The organism is Kribbella sp. NPDC048837, assembly GCF_055586945.1.
This window is the reverse complement of the sequence record NZ_JBVJHF010000017.1, coordinates 27,333-45,194: the sequence shown is the minus strand read 5'-3', so window position 1 is coordinate 45,194 and position 17,862 is coordinate 27,333. Positions and strand designations below refer to the sequence as shown.

Below are 17,862 nucleotides of genomic sequence, written 5' to 3'. Positions count from 1 at the left end.
TCGCCACGATACTCTCAATAGGACTATTCCTGGATACTCCTAAGGAGACTATGTGTCAAGGGTGGAGGGAACACCTGCACTGACGACCACGTCGTTCGCGGTCCTCGGTCTGCTCGCGATCCAGCCGTGGACGACCTACGAACTGGCGGTTCAGATGGAGCGGACCTTGAACCGCAGCTGGCCGCGGGCGCGCAGCCGGCTCTACGAGGAGCCCAAGAAACTGGTCGCGCACGGACTAGCGGTGGCGACCAAGGAGATGGTCGGTCGCAGGCCGCGCACCATGTACGCGATCACCGATCCAGGTCGCACGGCACTCGCCGAGTGGCTCCGAACACCCGGCGAAGGGCCGAGCCTGGAATTCGAACAACAGATCAAGCTGTTCTTCGCCGACTTCGGCACCCGAGACGACGCACTGGCCACCCTGGCGGCCTCCCGGGCTTGGGCCGCCGAGCAACTCGACGTGTTCGTCGAGGCTGCCCGCGAGTACCTGGCTGGCCAGGGCCCGTTCCCCCAGCGGTCCGCGGTGACATCGGTCGGAGCCCGGTTCATGGTCGACTTCTACGACCTGGTCGATCGCTGGGCCACCTGGGCCACCGAAGTGGTCGAGACCTGGCCTGCAGATCCGAGCCAGGCCGACCCCACACTGGAGATCGACAGGTACATCCTCGAGCTCGCCGAGCATCGGACACTCCGCACTACCCCAGACAGCAAATGAACGGGCTGAGTGTCGCGGCCCTCTGTAATCATCGGGTAACGGTTGCTGGGGTTGACCCGCTGGCTGGTGCGAGGTTGTCTCGCAAGTAATGCACGGTGGGGTGATCGGAGTATGACAACAGAGCTGATCGCCGAGGCACGGGCCGCGTTGCGAAGCGGAGATGCGAGCGCAGCGCGGGCGGTTCTCGAGCATGCCGACAGCGCTCCCGACGCACTCGAACTGCTCGCGTCCGCATCGTTCTTGTTGCTCGAGTACGAGCGGTCGCTGGCCGAGATGGAGGCGGCGTACGCCGGTTACCGCGCAACTGGCGCCGGCGCCGGCGCCGCGCGGGTGGCGCGGTTGCTCGCCGGTATGCATGGTTCCACATCAGGTGACTGGGCCGTCGCCGCCGGCTGGATCGCGCGGGCCAAGACACTCCTGGCAGACCTGCCCGACTCCGAGGAGCGCGGCTGGGTAGCCCTGACCGAGGGCATGTTCGAAGCCAACCGTGCCCGTAAGAACGCCCACTTCCAGCTCGCGATCGAGATCGGCCGCAGCCACGGGGACGCCGACCTGGCCCTCGCCGGTCTGGCGTATCTCGGTGCCAGTCTGGTCCACGACGACCGCGTCGAGGAGGGCATGCTGCTGCTCGACGAAGCCTGTGCGGCGGTCTCAGGTGACGAGGTCGAGAGTTTCATGATCGTCGAGGAGATCTTCTGCCAACTGTTCGCGGCCTGCGAGCACGCGCACGACGTACGCCGCGCCGAGCAGTGGATGCGAATCGGTCAACGGGTCGCCGAGCGGCGGCGACTGCCGACTGTGAGCGCCTACTGTCATACACACTACGGCGGCATCCTGACCGCCGCCGGCCGCTGGCCCGAAGCCGAGACAACCTTGACGGAGGCAATCCGGCTGTGGGCGCTAGGACGTCGTACCTTGAAGGCCGGTGCGCTGGCACGGCTCGCTGATCTGCGCGTCAAGCAGGGCCGGTACGACGAAGCGGCAACGCTACTCCACGATCTGACCGACGACGACGCGGTTCAGCCACGAGCCGCCCTTCTTCTCGCGAACGGCGAGAACGCGGTCGCACTGGATCTCCTCGAACACGCCGTGCGCAAGGCCGATGCCGGATCCAGTTCGTGCCTCGGGCTCCTGTCCCTGCTCGTCGAGGCGCAACTCGCCGCCGGCGAGGACCCGGGCGACACCATCGAGTCGATGGCGATGTGTGCGAAGGCCCATCCGTCGCCGTACGCGAACGCTCTGGTCGCCTTGGCCCGTGGCCGCGCGGGCGAAGGCGACCCGAAGGCATGGTTGCGGGACGCCCTCGACGGCTTCACCGCGGCGCAACTCCCACTCGAGGCGAGTCAGTGCCGCCTGGACCTCGCACGGGCCTGCAGCCGAGAGAACCCGCAGGTCGCGGTCACCGAGGCACGCAACGCGCTGCGCAGCTTCGAAATGCTGAACGCCGCACGGCATGTGGACGCAGCCACCGCGGTCCTGCGGCAGCTCGGCCAGCGCGTCGCCCCGCCCGCTCCTTCCGGTCAGTCGCTCAGCCGGCGCGAGGACGACGTACTGCGGCTGCTCGGCGAAGGATTGTCGAATCCCGAGATCTCCGACCGTCTGTTCATCAGCCGCAAGACCGTCGAGCACCACGTCGGCAACATCCTGCTCAAACTCGGGCTCCGCAACCGCGCCGAGGCCGCGGCGTACGCCGTACGCCGCGGACCCGCCACGAAATAGGGGAACTCCCCCATACCGGCTCCACATCCACCGACGACGGTGGACGCAAGCCGACTTTGGAGGAGCTATGACGTACGACGCCATCGTCATCGGGGCCCGGGTCGCGGGATCACCCACCGCAATGCTGCTGGCCCGCAAGGGCTACCAGGTCCTCGCGCTCGACCGTGACACCTTCCCCAGCGACACCCTTTCGACACACATCATCCATGCCCCCGGCGTAGCGGCCCTGCGCCGTTGGGGGCTGCTCGACCGGCTGTCGACCACCGGCTGCCCACCGATCCCGAGCTATACCTTCGACTTCGGACCGATCAAGATCAGCGGCACCACGCGGCCTGTCGACGGCATCGACGTCGCGTACGCTCCTCGCCGCACAGTACTCGACAAACTGCTGGTCGATGCCGCCCGCGAGGCCGGCGCCGAGGTGCGCGAGGGCTGCAACGTCGACGAAGTACTCACCGAGAACGGCAGAGTTGTCGGCGTCCGCTGCGGCGGGCGAGAAGAGCACGCCGAGATCGTGATCGGCGCCGACGGGCGCAACAGCCGAGTGGCCAAGGCTGTCGGCGCTGTCGACTACAACACCAAACCCCGGTTGCAATACGCCTACTACACCTATTTCAGCGGGCTCCCGTGCAACCAGGTCGAGAACTACATCCTGCCCGACCGTGGGTTCGGCGTCGCACCCACCAACGATCAACTCACGATGATCGTGATGGGCTGGCCGTACGCCGAGGCCAGAGCCTTCAAGACCGATGTCGCCGGCAACTTCTACAAGACGCTCGAACAGGTCCCGTCCTTCGTCGCGCGCCTCGCCGGCGCCACGCAAGAAGCGCCCTTCCTCGGCGGGGCCGTGCCCGGCTGGCTCCGCACACCGTACGGCGACGGGTACGCGCTGGTCGGCGATGCCGGCTACACCAAGGACCCAATCACTGCCCAAGGCATCAGCGACGCCTTCCACGACGCCGACCGCTGCAGCGAGGCGATCGACCAGTGGCTCGGCGGCGGAAAGCCCTTTGAGGACGTCATGGGCGCATGGCACCAGGAACGCGATGCGCGAGTCTCGGCGATGTACGAGTTCACCTCCCAAATGGCCACCCTGGCGCCACCACCACCCGAGATGCAGCACCTCCTCCAAGCCGTCAGCCACAACCAGGAGGCAATGAACGACTTCGTCAGCGTCATCGCCGGAGCGATCTCACCTACCACCTTCTTCTCGGAGGAGAACGTGAACCGAATCCTCTCCAGAACCGACAAGCCCGTCGCACCGATCACCGTTTGACATGCTGGATCACAGCGACGGGAGTCTTCGCGTGCTGCACGCAGTGCTGACTGGCCGAGCCCAGCAACATCCCAGCGAAGCCGCCGTGCCCGCGGCTACTCCGCGGAGTCAGCTCGCCAGCATCCGCTCGAGTTGCAGCGGATTACTCAGGTAGACGTTGCCCGCTGCCTCCGCGACGTTGTCCGGCCACACGACGCCATCGTGTGAAGCGATGGCAGCCACGACTCGCCGCGCTACGTCGGCCGGGTCGGCCTTCTCGGCGTCCACCCCGGCGAGCATGTCGGTGTCGATGCCGCCCGGATACGCCCCGATCACCTCGATCCCGCGATCACGTACCTCGGCACGCAAGGCCTGGGTGAACGAATGTGCCGCGGCCTTCGAGGCGGAGTACCCAGCCATCGGACCGACTGGCGCCAAGGCGATCAGCGTGAGGATGTTGACGATCGCGGCCGGCCCGTTCGTCCCCAGTGCCGGAACGAACGCGCGAGTGACCCGGACAGTACCCAGGTAGTTGGTGTGCAAGTCGCGCGCGAAGAGTTCGAGGTCCCCGTCGAGCGCAGTGCCGAACCCGAGTACACCGGCGTTGTTGATGAGCAGATTGACATCCGGCGCCGCCTGCACAGCTGCGTCGATGCTGTCCTGCTCCGTCACGTCGAGCACGAGAGTGTGAACTCGAGGATCGGCCGCCACGGCCTGGTCGATTGAGTGCAGGGTCCGCGCGGTGACGTAGACCTTCGCGGCCCCGCCACTGAGCAACTCGGACACGAGGTGAGCGCCGAGGCCCCGGTTGGCACCGGTAACCAGAGCGGTGCTACCCGAAATATTCATGGAGATCCCTTCGAGGAAAGCGGACGGGTCTCCGACCGTAAGTCGCACACACTGCGCGTCTCCATGCTCAAAACTCGCACTTTCTTGCCGATAGTCTCAGGTCACAGCTGCAGCGCTAGGTTTGGATAAACTCACAACATGGATCTGCTGGCGGAGATGCTGGCTGTCGCCGGAGTGCGTGGTTCCGTTGCGGCGACAGTTCACGCGGGCGAGCCTTGGGGTCTGTCTCTGGATCAGGTCCCCGGTGCGGCCTTCCATGCACTCGCGGCCGGCACAGCTTGGCTGCAGATCGCGGATCGAGATCCCTTGCGGCTGATGCCAGGAGACGTCGTGCTCCTCCCGACCGGCTCCGGGCATGCCCTCTCGAGCCAATCAGGAGTGCCGTTGGAGCCGTTCGACCATGCGGCTGCAGAGCGGGCATCGGCAGCCGGTGGGATTCTCGATGTCGGCAGCCGACCGGGTACGACGCGGATTCTCTGCGCGTCGTACCACCACGATCCCGCGGTCGCAACGCCACTGCTCTCGCTCCTGCCAGCAGTCATGCACGTACCCGCAGGCTCGGGCGGTGGGGCGCTGGACGACACCCTCCGGTTGCTCGCCAGCGAGCTCGCCAGGCCGGGCTTGGCATCGGCCACTCTGCTCGACCGGTTGGTCGACCTCCTGCTGATCCACCTGCTTCGTGCCTGGGTGGGCATGGATTCGCCAGGAACACCGGTCTCATGGCTGAGAGCGCTAGGTGATCCGGTGGTCGAGTCCGGCGAGGCCGGCGACGACTGCGCGGCCGTACTTCTGGACCAAGGCCTCTGCCGATCATGTCGTGCCCTGCTGATGCCAGCTCGGCGAACGCGAAGTGGTGGCCGCGGTGCTGCAGCGCAACCACCACCTAATCCGCCCGGCCAGGTCCAGCTTCGCCGACAAGGCTCCGCCGACACGAGCTCCATCTGTTCGCCGAGCGCCTGGGGCTGCGGCTTTCCGTCCCGACCGCAAGGACGTGGCCGACCACAATGGCAATCTCGGCGGCATCCCGCAGCGGATCGAATCGGTCAACCTGGCCCTGAAAGGCCGGCTCGACCTCGAACCGCACAGCGGCGGCACCTCACCGCAGGCTTCACCGGCGTCGCCCAGCGCGTGCTCGCCCTGGCCGAGGGATCTGGCACCACTGGAACACCGCCGCGCCACCAGCGAGCGATCACTGACCGCCTACGACCACTGACACCTTCCAGGATCCAACCACCTAATGCCCATAGATAGCGATGAAGGTGCTGGTCGCGATTGTCGAAGGGCCAGCAGCCGCCAGCACCTCTCTGGCCGGCGTGCCATACGGAAGGTCGAGCGGTTTGGACAACGCGGTCAGGGTGAAGCGGTAGTGATGTGTCTGTCCAGCCGGCGGGCACGGTCCGTCGTACGTCGCTTCGTTGAAATCGTTCAGCGCTTCGCGCGCGGCGTCGGGCTTGGCATGCTCCACGACCCCGGGTTCGGTGGGCGAGATTCTCCACTGCACCCAGTGGATCAAGGGATCGCCGTGAACGCTGATCTTGTCGTCGTCGACCATCGACAAGACGAGCTCCGTCGTTCCGGCCGGCACATGCCGGAAGGCCAACGGCGGGGAGAAGTCCCCGGCTCCGTCGCAGGTCATCCGTGGATCGAAGCTCCCGTCGGCATGGAATCCGTCGCCCGGCAGCACCGAGAAACCTCCCCTGTCCGAAGCCGGCGGCCGACTCCCGCCATTGATTGCTGGTGCCGAGCAGCCGACCACGAACAGCACGGCAAGAGCAATCGCTGAACGAGCCACACCTAAAAGTAGGACCAGTAGGGCCCAGCCGTTCCTTACGGCTCGAGAACGCCGATCTGAAAGGCCGCCGGATGCGTTGGCGAGCACTCTCGCAGACCGTTGCCTCACGCAAGGGTCCGCCCCGGGCCAGGGCGTCGCCTGGGCCTCCAATGTCCATAAGGGAACGGTAATCGCGACTGGACTAGACGGTCCAGCATGCGTCAGCTTGGCTGGGGCCATCAGCCCAGCGCGGGCTGGTGAGTCGTTCCGAGGAGAAAGCAATGATTCGAGAACTGCGGTGGCCTGCAGGCCGCCGTGCGCGGAAAGCGGCGGTGACATTCGCTGTGGTGGTGCCGTTGGCCGTTGGTGGGGGCAGTGCCTTTGCCGGTACGCACACGCGGGATCACGCAGCGACCGCGACCGCGGCGTCCAGTTTTCCGGGCCAGAAAAGTGGCCTGTTGCCGACCGAGAAACTCACGATCCACAGTGCGCTGCAGGTGGATCTGACACGCGAGACGGTACGGCTGCCGTTGTACAAGGCGCATGTGAAGGGCGAGACCGTCTGGTACGTGATCACCGAGGCGTCCGACCCAGGCATCGCCGCCGATCTGGATGTCAACCACGCCGCAAAGTTGGCCAATGTCGGGATCGGATGCGCCACCTGCGTGCAGACCGCCACTGTCGAGGCACCCACTCCCGAGGAGAACCGCTTCGGTACGGCGGTCATCGACCGTCCCGGTGCGCCTGACTTCAGCCCGACACGGGTACTCGTACCTGGACCGGACGGGTTCCCGCCCGCGAAGGCTCAACCGGGTGGGGTCGGCGACGCCGACTACAGCCCATTCATCCGGCTCGCCGGCTCACCGGTGGTCTACAACGCACCCATCGTTGCCACGGGCGACGGTCCGTTCGACGTGGTCCACCACACCAACACCGAGGACCGAGTGCTGGGCATCCACATCGCGCCGCCTGCCGCGCCGGGCAAGTTCAACCAGTCCTGGGTCGACCTGCTGCTGGTCAAGGGATTCGACGCCGGTCAGCCGATCCTCTACATCAGCACCGAGTCGAACGATCCCGGAGCTGCGACTCTCGAGCGCGCCACCTACGTACCCGCCCTCTCCAAGATCGCGTACAACGGTGGCGACGACGCCCTCGGTTCGGCCCGGGAGAGGATCTTCCCCTTCCTCAACGGCCAGACCGGAGCCAACAACCCGCAGGCGCAGGGCCTCGCGCATCTGATCCGTGACGGACACGCCTCCGAGGACGCCTCGGCCGGCAACACCGCACTCATCGACGCACTCCGCAACGGCGGCGACGCGCTCAACGTCCAGGGCGACTTCCCGACCTTGGAGAGCCCGCGTCACGCGGAGGCCTACAGCCCGATCTGGGAGGCTCAGTTCGGTCAATGGACCGACAAGGCCATCAAACTCGGCCTGAACACCCGGCAGATCGATGAGAACCAGATCTTCAACCTGGCGGCCAGTCGCCCTGACCTGATCACCGGACCCGGCGGCGCGCCGTACGGAGCCCAGGGCGTGATCATCAATTGCCCTGTCATCGGTTTCATCGACGAGGCGCCAACCGACAACCTCGCCGAGCCGCTGCCCGACTCCCAGCACTGACAACCGAGCGCGGTGGGGTGCCCGGCGCCGGGCACCCCGCCGCTTGGTCGGCTGACGGGTAGATCGCGTCGGCGACCACGCCATGGATCGGCGGTGTCTGCTGGCCCATCATCCGTCGGTGCTAGAGGTTGACTTGGTTCCGGATCCACGGTGGCGGGGTCCGGGCGCCGTCCTCAGCTCAGGCAACAGCGAGCTCTACGTCCGCCTCGCCAGCAGCAGGAGACCAGAGGTGCGACCGGTATATCCTCGAACTCGCCGAGCATCGGGGACGCGGTCGTACGCCGACAGCAACGAACAGGCCATGTCGACACTCAGCCACTGCTTACATCCCTGCGTCGGGAATGCCTCTTCTGTAGTGCTGTAACTCCGAGCAGCAGATCGACACCTACCTCGACCTCGGCGCCGTATTCGTGGCCGAAGACGACGGCGAGATCATCGGACACCTCCAGCTGATCACCGACGACGACACCACCGAACTCTAGAGCATGGCGGTCGCCGAGAGTCGACGCGGCACAGGCGTCGGCCGGGCCTTGGTTGGAGCCGCGCACGAACACTGCCGGCAGAACGCGGGTGGCTCGCCTTCTCGTCGCCACCGCGACAGCAGACACCGGCAATCTGCGCTTCTACCAGCGTCAAGGCTTCCGGGTGCTCCGCATCGAACGCGACGCGTTCCAGGCAGCGACCGGCTACCCCGACGACATCGTCATCGACGGCATCCCACTACGCCACCGGGTCTGGCGGGGCGGCATCGCCCTGAGCCGACGTGGGTACCACTTGGAGTCGTGCGAGAACGTGCTCGGCATCGCCATCGAGGAGGCGTACGACGTGATGCCCGACGGGATCGAGATCCGGCCGAGCGGCGAGGACGAGCTCGACGTCTGGCTGAACGTGATGGCCGAGGCGGTCGCCGTACCCGACACCCGGGGAGTCCCGTGGCGCGAGGAGTTTCCGCGCGACACCTACATCGACGCCGAACGCGACGCCGCCGCAGTGACCGCCGCCCCCGCGGGCGGCATCGACACACGGCCCGGCCCCCCCGGGCGGTGCGACCTCGACCAGTCGCCCGTCGGCCCAGTTTGACCAGGTCCGGCGACCCCAGACCATGATGGAGCGGCTGCATCGGCGCTGGTGGCGGTCCCCATCGTGGCTGGTGTAGAGGCGCAGGTCGGTCGCGACCAGGTAGAACCGGTCGCCCGTTACCTCTTTTCGTGATCCCACGGTGCGGGGTTCTGGTCGCTGGGCCCGGTATGACTTACTGCCCCTGTCGTAGGCATGATCCGGGGGTGTTGTCGCCGGGTCTAGTGGCGTTGGTTGACCGCTGACAGGGACGGGGCCACCCGGCTGTGGGTAGGTCTCTTCGTAACGTGGGTGCCGGCCTCCTTCGCCTGATCCAGCGACCAGACTGGCTGCGTCTGGTTGGTGAGGGAGGGGTTTGGTTGAGTCGCACCGAGTACGCCGTGTTCTCGGGGCTGGACGTCGGAAAGCAAGAGCATCACGCCCTGCGGTCTCGACGGCGACGGTCAAACGCCCGCGACGCCTACGTGATCGCCGAAGCCGCCCGATCGATGCCGCACGCGCTGCGCCGCGTCGACACCGGCGACGAGGCACTCGCCGACCTCGAAGTCATCGTCGGGTACGACGACGACCTGGCCGGCGAGGTCACCCGAGTCAGCAACCGCATCCGCGGCCTGCTCACCCAGATCCATCCTCCCTGGAACGCGTACTCGGACCCAAGATCCAGCACCCCGCCGTGCTCGAGCTCCTGACCCGGTTCGGTGGACCCCCAAGGACTCGGCGCGGCGACCCGACGCCAAGGACTGCATCAGCACAGTCGTACACACCCGCATCGTCGTTCCACGTCCCTCAGGCGCTCCTGAGTACCTGGCGCTTACTCCGACTGTCCGCATCGGGTGCGGCCCGATCAGATGGCAAATGGTTCTCGCTTTCGCGAGGGATATGTCGCCGCTGTCAGTGTTCGTGCACGTGGTCGCCGTGCTGGTAGTGCCGATGCCCGTCGTGCAGATGATCGACATGGTCCTCGTGCTGGACCGTCTCGCACCCGTCCCCTTCGGTGTGCTCGTCGCCGTGATTCGCGTGCACCTTGCTCTCCGGATGCTGTACGCCGTTGTGGACATGATCCATGTGGTCGCCGTGGGGCACTGTCTCGCAGCCGTCGTCAGGCAAGTGCTCGTGATCGAGTTCTTCGGTGTGAGTGCTCATGGACGCTCCTCCGGGTTGCCTCCCTTCCAGCTTCGCCGTGCGTCCTGACCAGGACAAGGGCCACCAGCGGCTCAGCGGGGACGAAGCCACTGATTGGACCGGCACCCCCCGACACCGGACCGTGGATCCTGGGGCGCGAGGTGCCCCTTTGCCTGCCGTCATGGTCGAGAGGATGTAGTTGTCCAGAGCAATGGGCATCGAGGGCGGGCTCCACCTTCGAGCGGGCGCGTGAATCGGTCAGGTTTCCGCTGGTTCAGACGCGAAGAGGTTGAGCCCGAGCCGCTCGGCCAGGTACTTCGTGGCGAGTTGGCCGCGCACGCTGTTTCCGGCGGCATCGAGCGGAGGCGAGAAGGTGGCCAGGCCGCCCTTGCCGGGCGATACGGTCACAATGCCGCCACTGACGCCGCTCTTGCCGGGCATCCCGATCTCATACAGCCAGTCCCCGGACAGCTCGTACAAGCCGGCGGTGGCCATCACCGCCAGCACCCGCCGGCACACCCCCGCGACAATGACCCGCGCGCCGGTCATCGGATTCACCCCGCCGTTGGCCAGCGTGGCAGCCATCACCGCGAGGTCGTGGGCGGTCACGTCGAGGGAGCACTGCCGGGTATAGACGTCGGTGGCCTCGTCGGGGTCGAAGTAGAGCCGCTCGTAGCTGTCCAGGAGATGGGCGATGCCCTGGTTGCGCATGTTGGTGGCCGACTCAGACTCGTAGACCTATTTGCTCAAGGTGAGCTCGCGACCGGCGAAGCGGGAAAGCCCGTCCCGGATCGTCTCCCATTTCTCGTCGGCCGTGTCGCCGGGAACGAGGCTGGTGGTCGCGATCGCACCCGCGTTGACCAACGGGTTCATCGTCCGCTCATCATTCAACTCGACGGCCATCAGCGAGTTGAACGGGAATCCTGTGCTGTTGACGCCCAGCCGATGTCGCGCCGCCTCATACCCGATCGCCTCGCAGACCAGCGCGAAGACGAAGGGCTTGGAGACGCTCTGGATCGAGAAGGCCGACTCCACGTCACCGACCTCGAAGAACCGGCCCCTGGCCCCCACCACGCAGATCCCGAACAGTGCAGGCGATGCGCTCGCCAGCGCAGGGATGTAGTCCGCGACGGCACCGTCGCCGTTCGACCGATAGCGCTCGTACGCCTCGGTGACGGCATCCCTGACCTGCTCGGTCTGTGGAAGCTCGCCGGTGGACACCAGCGAAGGCGCCGTCGCCTCCTCGAACGGGAGACTCTCGTGCATCGAAAGCTTGGTCATGAGATCCCCACTGGTCTTTGACTCTGGCAGCCTACGACAGACAGAACACGTCATCGAACGAGGCGGCTCTGAGCGCCGGCGTGGTCAGCTCAGCATTGCCCGCACCTCGGCAGGTCCGGTCGCGGCGAAGTACTGCGGCAGGAAGTCATGGTCCGGTGTCGCCGCGACGAGACGGACAGCTTGCTTTATCCCTGGCACCGAGGCCGGCGCAACGCTCAGCTCTCGGACGCCCAGGGCTACGAGCAGCGCCGCAGCCTTCTGATCTGCGGCCAGCTCGCCGCAGACCGCAACCAGGCATCGCTCGCCGGCTGCCCGGCAGACCGAGTCGACGAGCTTCAGCACCCCGGGATCGAGCGGGTCGCCGATCGCGGCCACCGCGGGATTGCCGCGCTCGGCTGCGAGTGCGTACTGGGTCAGGTCATTGGTGCCGATGCTGAAGAAGTCGACGTGGGGTGCGAAGGCCCCGGCCTTGAGGGCGGTGGCGGGCACCTCGACCATGATGCCGAGCTGAAGACCCGCGGGTTGACCGCGTCCGTCGAGCTCGATGACCTGCTCGAGGCGGCGCCGCGCTTCGAGCAGCTCGTCGAGGGTGCTCACCATGGGGAACATGACGCTGACCGGCGTCTCGTGCGCCACGCGGATGATCGCGCGCAGTTGGTCGTGGAGCAGGTCCCGCTGGGCGAGCGCGAGGCGGATTCCCCGCATGCCCAGGAAGGGGTTCTTCTCCGGCGGCTGGGGCGCGTACGGGAGCGGCTTGTCCCCGCCGACGTCGAGCGTTCGAAGGGTCAGGCGGCGGCCGCCGAGTGCGGCGGCCAGCGCCCGATAGACCTCCACCTGCTGTTCGACGGTGGGCGCGTCGCGGCGGTCGAGGTAGAGGAACTCGGTGCGAACCAGGCCGGCGAGGTCCGCGCCGTGCGCCCCGGCGGCCTGCGCGTCGGCGACCGAACCGATGTTCGCCCCGACCAGGATCTCGATGTCGTCAGTGGTGACGGCCGGCGAGTGGGCGGCGTTCATCGCGAGCGCCGCGATGGCGCTGGCGTGTTCGTCCAGCGCCTCGAGCTTGCGCCGCGTCTGCTCGTCCGGGTTCACGTACAGCGCGCCGGCGGTGCCGTCGAGGGCGATTGTCGAGCCTGCCGGGATGGCCAGCACGCCGGGGCCTGCGGCGACGATCGCGGGGATCGCACGCGAGCGGGCCAGGATGGCGCTGTGTCCGGTCGGGCTTCCCGAGGCGAGCACCAGACCCTTGACGCGGGTCGGGTCCAGGTCGGCCACCTGTGCCGGGGTGAGGTCGTCGGCGATGACGATGCCTTCGCCGTCGATGAGGACCTCGGGCGCTTCGACCAGCACGCGAGCCACATGCTGGCCGACCCCATGGACGTCGGCTGCCCGCGCTCGAAGGTAGGGATCCGCGACGGTTGCGAACCTCGCCTCGACCGCGGCGATGGCGTCGAGCCAGGCGCGGGCCGCGGAGAGCCCGGTGCGGATGCGAGCGTGTACGTCGTCAAGCAGCTCGGCGTCGTCGATGAGCAGGAGATGGGCATCAAAGATCCCCGCCTCGGCTTCGCCGACTTCTCGTGCCGCGGTCACTCGAAGGAGCTGGATCTGTCGTCGTACCTCGGCGACCGCTGCGCGCAGCCGTCGCCACTCGACGACCTCGTCGTCTGCGTCCGTGTCCGGTGCGTTGACGTCGACCGAGCGGATGGACAGTGCAGGTCCGATGGCGATGCCTGGCGAGGCGGCGAGTGGGCCGCCGGCGTACGGCATCGGCGCAGCCTGCTCGGTGATGGCGGGGGCGGGCTCGTCGAACCGGCGCTCGGCGAGGGCGACGACATGCTCGAGCGCCTCACGCGCCTGAGCTCCCGTGGCGCTGACCTCGACGCGGTGCCCCTGGAGGGCTCCGAGCGCAGCCACCCGGGACAGGCTGGTCGCCGGCACCGGTCCGGTTCCGGTGTCGAGGTTGCGCAGTTGCACGTTCGCGTCGTGCCGCCGCGCCTCCTGGACGAGCCGCGCGGCGGGCCGGGCATGCAGACCGTGGGGGTTGAGGATCTTGACGACCGCCGAGAGTGGTGCGGCGCCGGTCTCATCAGTCTGCGGCGAGTCGGGGTCGAGGACGTCCACGATGGGGTTGACATGTGACTGCTTGGCGGCAAGCGACCCGATCGCCTCTGCCGCGACCTGCGCGGGTGACGCTCCTCCGGCCGCGGCGACGGCCGCGACCACGAGCCCTTCGACGAGGGGCGCCGGACACAGCACCGTACGGTCGCGAACGGTGGGCTCGATCAGATCGAGGGCCATCTCCGCCGACAGGACCGCGCTGCCGAGATCCATCAGGACCACGACACCATCGCCATCGTCCGTCGCGGTGATGGCGTCGACGATGGCCGTGGCGTCGGTGCCGAATGTCGTCGCGTCCAGCCCGGCCGCGACCGCGATGCGTACCTCGGACCCGTGCAGCATCTCCGAGGCCAGGGCGACAGCTGCGTCGGCCAACGCTCGACTGTGGGAGACCACGACCAGACCGGTCACCGGGCACTCCCCTTGCCCAGGACCCGTACCAGTGTTGACACGAGCAGTGCCGACGACGTGGCCCCTGGATCCTGGTGACCGACGCTGCGCTCGCCGAGATATGAGGCTCTGCCCTTGCGCGCGAGCATCGGGAGTGTCGCGTCCCGACCTGCGTCAGCCGCCGCCACGGCTCGCTTCAGGGCGGTGGTCAGATCCAGCCCGTCCGCGAGCGAGGTCTCCAGGGCATCGCAGGCCGGCGCGAGCGCGTCGTACATCGTCTTGTCTCCTGCCTGTGCGCGTCCGCGGGCGACCACTCCGTCCAGGCCGGCCCGCAGCGCATCCGCGAGCCGAGCCGGATCCAGAGTCTCCAGGTCGCCGGCGGGCGCGGACATCCGCAGGAAGAAGGTGCCGTAGAGGGGGCCGCTGGCACCGCCCACCGTGCGTACGAGGGTCATCCCCGTGGTCTTGAGGAGGACGCCCGGCACCGCGTCGGCCAGGAGGTCGAGCGCGGCGATCACCTCGGTCAGGCCGCGGTCGAGATTGATGCCATGGTCGGCGTCGCCGATCGCCGCGTCGAGCTGCGTGAGCAGGTCGCGATTGGCTGCCACCTCCTCGGCAAAGCCACGCAGCCAGGCTTTGACCGCCGCGGCGTCGATCGTCGTCGCCACTCCTGTGAGGGCCATGTCGCTCAGGCCCCCCACCGCAGGGCCGGTGTCTTCACTGGCGCGTCCCACAGCCGCAGAAGATCGTCGTCGAGTCTCAGCAGGGTGACCGAGCACCCCGCCATGTCCAGGCTGGTGATGTAGTTCCCGACGAGCGAGCGTGCCACGGTCACTCCCGCCTTGGACAGCAGCCGGTTCACCTCGTTGTACATCAGGTAGAGCTCGATGAGCGGGGTGCCGCCCATCCCGTTGACGAACGCGAGTACGCCGTCGTCGCCTGCGAACTCGAAGTCGTCCAGGATCGGCTCGACGAGCATCTGGGCGATCTCCGTGGCGGGCGCGAGCGGTACCCGCTTGCGCCCGGGCTCGCCGTGGATGCCGATCCCCAGCTCCATCTGGTCGTCCGGCAGGTCGAACGTCGGCTTGCCGGCGGCGGGAACGGTGCAGGAGGTCAGGGCCATGCCCATGCTGCGGCCGGAGAAGTTCACCTTGCGAGCGACATCGGCCACCTCTGCGATCGGCCGGCCCTGCTCGGCTGCCGCGCCGGCCAGCTTCTCGACCAGGACTGTGACGCCGACTCCCCGCCGTCCGACGGTGTAGAGGCTGTCCTGTACGGCGACGTCGTCATCGGTCACCACCGCGACGACCTCGACGCCGCCCTCCGCGGCAGCGAGCTCGGCGGCCATTTCGAAGTTCATCACATCGCCGGTGTAGTTCTTCACGATGTGCAGTACTCCGGCGCCGCCGTCTACGCCGTTGGTGGCGGCAAGTATCTGGTCCGGCACCGGGGAGGTGAAGACCTCGCCGCAGCAGGCCGCGTCCAGCATGCCCGGGCCGACGAATCCGCCGTGCAGCGGTTCGTGGCCCGAGCCGCCGCCCGAGACCAGCCCGACCTTCCCCGGACGCGGGGAGTCGCCGCGGAACACGACTTTGTTGTCATGGTCGACGCGAAGTTCTGGATGGGCCGCCTCGAGCCCCAGCAGGGACTCGGTGACGACGTCGGCAGGCGCGTTGATGAGCTTCTTCATGGCAGCGGCTCCTTCGACTGCGAGGTCTTGTGGATGGTGGTGGTCACACGCCGGTGACGGATGCCTGCTCGGGGACGACAGCCTCCGCGTCCTCGGTCCCGCGAGTTGTCCTGACGAGGGCGGTGTAGGCCAGCGCGGCTACGACGCCGGCAAGGCACTCCGCGAACACGTAGACGGGCAGCTGTTCCCACTTCACGGTGCCGCCGGCGATCTGCTGCACCAGCATCGGACCGAACGTGCGGGCCGGGTTGATGGAGGCACCCGTGGTGGGCGCCACCGGGATGATTGCGGCGAAGACCGCCAGGCCGATGGCCAGCCCCGCGAATCCCGCTGGTGCCTTGCGATGGATCACGCCGAAGACGGTGAACACGAGGATGAAGGTCCCGATGAACTCGGCCGCGATCGCCTGCGGCACACTGACCGTCGGGCCGTACGAGGCGACGCCCAGGCCGACGTCGCTCGCCTTCTTCCCGAGCACCGCGATGATGGCGGCGGCACCGATGACTGCCCCGCCGAGTTGAGCGCCGAGGTAGCCCGGCACGTTCCTCCACGGGAACTTCCCTGTCACCGCGAGGCCGAGGGTGACCGCGGGGTTGATGTGGTTCCCACTGACGTGCCCCAGGGCGTAGACGGTGGCCACCACGATGGTCGCGAACGCCAACGAGATCATCCCGAGGTCGGCCATCGTGAACGGCGCATCACCGTTCACGATGAGGGTGGCGGGGACCGAGCCCACGCCGATGAAGACGAGGAAGGCAGTTCCGACCGCTTCGGACGCGAGTTTCTGGACGACAGACGGTTCGCTCATGGTGCTCTCCTGTACGGCGCACACGGTCACCCTGCGGTCTGCCCGCGCAGCCACCGCGTAAGATTGGAATACCATTCGATAATGTCGAATGGTGATCGGAGATTACGCTAGCCTTTCAGAGGGCACAAGACCCTGATCGAAAGTCCACCGAGGATGAGGTGATCCCGTGATCCAGTCGGTCGACCGCGCCGTGCGGATCCTCGCCCTGTTGCAGGGCGACCACAGGCTCAGCCTGGGAGAGATTGCGCAGCGGCTGGGCCTGCCGGCGTCGACTGTGCACGGCATCACCCGGACCCTGCTCGCCCATCGGATGGTCGTCCAGGAGCACGACTCGGGCCAGTACCGCCTCGGCCCCGCGGTACTGACCATGGGCAACGTGTACCTGGACACCCTCGAGCTGCGCTCGCGGGTCGCCCCCTGGGCAGAGGACCTCGCGCGTCGTACCGGCCTGGCCGTGCGAACCGCGGTCATGCTCATCGACGACGTCGTCGTGGTGCATCACGAACCACGACCTGACGGGTCTCGCCAGATGCCGGAAGTCGGGATCGTGATCCCCGCCCATGCCTGCGCACTGGGCAAAGCGATCCTCGCGTTCGACGACGAGCTGGCAGACGGCGTCCTGGAACGAGGCCCGCTGCGAGGCATGACCGGCGAGACAGTGACCGACCCTCGGAAGCTCCGGCGCCTGTTCGAGCAGATCCGCGTCACCGGTATCGCCGAAGAGGTCGAGGAGGCGGTGCTCGGCGAGTGCGGTATGGCCGCGATCCTCAGCGATCGGTTCGGCGGTGCGGTCGGCGCGATCGGCCTCGTCGCGTCGACCGAAGAGTGGCCACTCGATCCGGCCGTGGCGACGTCGCTGCGATCCGCTGCCCGGGCGGTGTCACGCGAGCTCGGCGCGACGTCCTGGCTGCCGCACAGTGAAGCACCGCGACTGTCAGACATGGGAACCCGCCGACGACGCCCCCGGCCCGCCTGACGGCAGGACGCCGTACGTGAGCCGCCCCGTTCCTCGGGGTTGCCCCCTGAGCCGGAGGGTTGCCCCCTCGGACACGCGCGATCCGCGATTCGGGAACGGTCGGCTGCTTCAAGGCCATGACCGAAGGGCAGCGTTTCTCAAGCTCCCATCTCGCCGGCCTTCTGGAGACCTGACGCAACGGTGATCCCAACCAAGACGATCGCGGACGGGATCGCCAGCGACATGCCAGGAGATCTGAGCCTCGACACAAGGGAGCACACGGAGCGACCACCTACCGCCCTCTGAACTCGCTCGCTGTCTCGGGCACGTCCCGACAACGCACCTCTTTACGCACCTCAATCAGCGCGAGAGGATGGTAAGCGATGAGAAGCAATGTGCACGACACCAGCACCGAATCCCTTGCCAGTAAGAGTTTTCACTCATCATCGACAAACGACGATCAACCTCGGACGGAAATCAGCGGGTTCGGGGT

16 protein-coding genes and 4 pseudogenes are annotated in these 17,862 nt (G+C 67.3%); 9 read left to right on the top strand and 11 right to left on the bottom strand.

The annotated features are described in order from the left end of the window. The first annotated feature begins 52 nt into the window (after nucleotides 1-52). The 3 genes from ACZ6O0_RS42990 to ACZ6O0_RS42980 all read left to right on the top strand — a co-directional run bounded on the left by ACZ6O0_RS42990 (nucleotide 53) and on the right by ACZ6O0_RS42980 (nucleotide 3,710). On the top strand, nucleotides 53-715 hold the full coding sequence (locus tag ACZ6O0_RS42990) for a PadR family transcriptional regulator (RefSeq protein WP_465770884.1): 663 nt from the start codon (nucleotides 53-55) through the stop codon (nucleotides 713-715). Nucleotides 716-826: 111 nt separating this feature from the next. Beyond that, the gene (locus ACZ6O0_RS42985; protein ID WP_465770883.1) at nucleotides 827-2,434 is read left to right on the top strand and encodes a helix-turn-helix transcriptional regulator; all 1,608 of its coding nucleotides are present in this window, start codon (nucleotides 827-829) and stop codon (nucleotides 2,432-2,434) included. 67 nt (nucleotides 2,435-2,501) lie between these two features. Continuing rightward, on the top strand, nucleotides 2,502-3,710 hold the full coding sequence (locus ACZ6O0_RS42980; RefSeq protein ID WP_465770882.1) for an NAD(P)/FAD-dependent oxidoreductase: 1,209 nt from the start codon (nucleotides 2,502-2,504) through the stop codon (nucleotides 3,708-3,710). Here the strand turns inward: ACZ6O0_RS42980 and ACZ6O0_RS42975 are convergent. Next, complete coding sequence (locus ACZ6O0_RS42975) at nucleotides 3,700-3,822, bottom strand: universal stress protein (protein ID WP_465770930.1); 123 nt, start codon at nucleotides 3,820-3,822, stop codon at nucleotides 3,700-3,702. The genes ACZ6O0_RS42980 and ACZ6O0_RS42975 overlap by 11 nt on opposite strands. After that, on the bottom strand, nucleotides 3,819-4,538 hold the full coding sequence (locus ACZ6O0_RS42970; RefSeq protein ID WP_465770881.1) for an SDR family NAD(P)-dependent oxidoreductase: 720 nt from the start codon (nucleotides 4,536-4,538) through the stop codon (nucleotides 3,819-3,821). Before ACZ6O0_RS42970 ends, ACZ6O0_RS42975 begins: the two co-directional genes overlap by 4 nt. 138 nt (nucleotides 4,539-4,676) lie before the next feature. Here ACZ6O0_RS42970 and ACZ6O0_RS42965 point away from each other — a divergent pair. Both ACZ6O0_RS42965 and ACZ6O0_RS42960 read left to right on the top strand, forming a co-directional pair. Next, nucleotides 4,677-5,216: pseudogene (locus ACZ6O0_RS42965) on the top strand (cupin domain-containing protein); the annotation flags it as partial. A 184-nt stretch (nucleotides 5,217-5,400) separates the two neighbouring features. Next, nucleotides 5,401-5,751 (top strand): hypothetical protein, encoded by a 351-nt coding sequence (locus ACZ6O0_RS42960; RefSeq protein ID WP_465770931.1) that lies wholly within the window; start codon nucleotides 5,401-5,403, stop codon nucleotides 5,749-5,751. Nucleotides 5,752-5,772: 21 nt separating this feature from the next. On the opposite strand, the gene ACZ6O0_RS42955 is transcribed toward ACZ6O0_RS42960, so the two are convergent. Further along, nucleotides 5,773-6,303: a YbhB/YbcL family Raf kinase inhibitor-like protein gene (locus tag ACZ6O0_RS42955; protein ID WP_465770880.1), complete on the bottom strand. Its 531-nt coding sequence runs from the start codon at nucleotides 6,301-6,303 to the stop codon at nucleotides 5,773-5,775. 464 nt (nucleotides 6,304-6,767) lie between these two features. Here ACZ6O0_RS42955 and ACZ6O0_RS42950 point away from each other — a divergent pair, with 464 nt between their 5' ends. Beyond that, nucleotides 6,768-7,931: a DUF7482 domain-containing protein gene (locus ACZ6O0_RS42950; RefSeq protein WP_465770879.1), complete on the top strand. Its 1,164-nt coding sequence runs from the start codon at nucleotides 6,768-6,770 to the stop codon at nucleotides 7,929-7,931. A 311-nt stretch (nucleotides 7,932-8,242) separates the two neighbouring features. Here the strand turns inward: ACZ6O0_RS42950 and ACZ6O0_RS42945 are convergent, their stop codons facing one another. Beyond that, a complete protein-coding gene (locus ACZ6O0_RS42945) occupies nucleotides 8,243-8,485 on the bottom strand; it encodes a hypothetical protein (RefSeq protein ID WP_465770878.1) in 243 nt (80 codons plus the stop codon). A gap of 16 nt (nucleotides 8,486-8,501) precedes the next feature. Here ACZ6O0_RS42945 and ACZ6O0_RS42940 point away from each other — a divergent pair, with 16 nt between their 5' ends. Together ACZ6O0_RS42940 and ACZ6O0_RS42935 are read left to right on the top strand one after the other, a co-directional pair. Then, nucleotides 8,502-9,011: a hypothetical protein gene (locus tag ACZ6O0_RS42940; protein ID WP_465770877.1), complete on the top strand. Its 510-nt coding sequence runs from the start codon at nucleotides 8,502-8,504 to the stop codon at nucleotides 9,009-9,011. Nucleotides 9,012-9,448: 437 nt separating this feature from the next. Continuing rightward, nucleotides 9,449-9,774, top strand: a pseudogene (locus tag ACZ6O0_RS42935) (IS110 family transposase); the annotation flags it as partial. 125 nt (nucleotides 9,775-9,899) lie between these two features. Here the strand turns inward: ACZ6O0_RS42935 and ACZ6O0_RS42930 are convergent. From ACZ6O0_RS42930 to ACZ6O0_RS42900, 7 genes and pseudogenes are all read right to left on the bottom strand, one after another. After that, nucleotides 9,900-10,151: a hypothetical protein gene (locus tag ACZ6O0_RS42930; RefSeq protein ID WP_465770876.1), complete on the bottom strand. Its 252-nt coding sequence runs from the start codon at nucleotides 10,149-10,151 to the stop codon at nucleotides 9,900-9,902. A 237-nt stretch (nucleotides 10,152-10,388) separates the two neighbouring features. Then, nucleotides 10,389-11,396, bottom strand: a pseudogene (gene glsA, locus ACZ6O0_RS42925) (glutaminase A). A gap of 99 nt (nucleotides 11,397-11,495) precedes the next feature. Next, nucleotides 11,496-13,529 carry a phosphoenolpyruvate--protein phosphotransferase gene (ptsP, locus tag ACZ6O0_RS42920; protein ID WP_465770929.1) on the bottom strand — a complete coding sequence of 678 codons (2,034 nt, stop codon included), beginning with the start codon at nucleotides 13,527-13,529 and terminating at the stop codon, nucleotides 11,496-11,498. Nucleotides 13,530-13,535: 6 nt separating this feature from the next. Beyond that, nucleotides 13,536-13,937: pseudogene (gene dhaM / locus ACZ6O0_RS42915) on the bottom strand (dihydroxyacetone kinase phosphoryl donor subunit DhaM); the annotation flags it as partial. Continuing rightward, entirely contained in the window at nucleotides 13,934-14,599 is a 666-nt protein-coding gene (gene dhaL / locus ACZ6O0_RS42910) for a dihydroxyacetone kinase subunit DhaL (RefSeq protein ID WP_465770875.1), read from the bottom strand. The gene dhaL and the pseudogene dhaM, both read right to left, overlap by 4 nt. 5 nt (nucleotides 14,600-14,604) lie before the next feature. Next, nucleotides 14,605-15,606 (bottom strand): dihydroxyacetone kinase subunit DhaK, encoded by a 1,002-nt coding sequence (gene dhaK / locus ACZ6O0_RS42905; protein WP_465770874.1) that lies wholly within the window; start codon nucleotides 15,604-15,606, stop codon nucleotides 14,605-14,607. 43 nt (nucleotides 15,607-15,649) lie between these two features. After that, nucleotides 15,650-16,414, bottom strand: coding sequence for an MIP/aquaporin family protein (locus tag ACZ6O0_RS42900; RefSeq protein WP_465770873.1), 765 nt, complete (start codon nucleotides 16,412-16,414; stop codon nucleotides 15,650-15,652). A gap of 166 nt (nucleotides 16,415-16,580) precedes the next feature. Between ACZ6O0_RS42900 and ACZ6O0_RS42895 the strand changes: the two genes are divergently transcribed. Further along, nucleotides 16,581-17,390 (top strand): IclR family transcriptional regulator, encoded by an 810-nt coding sequence (locus tag ACZ6O0_RS42895; RefSeq protein ID WP_465770872.1) that lies wholly within the window; start codon nucleotides 16,581-16,583, stop codon nucleotides 17,388-17,390. Nucleotides 17,391-17,862: the final 472 nt, after the last annotated feature.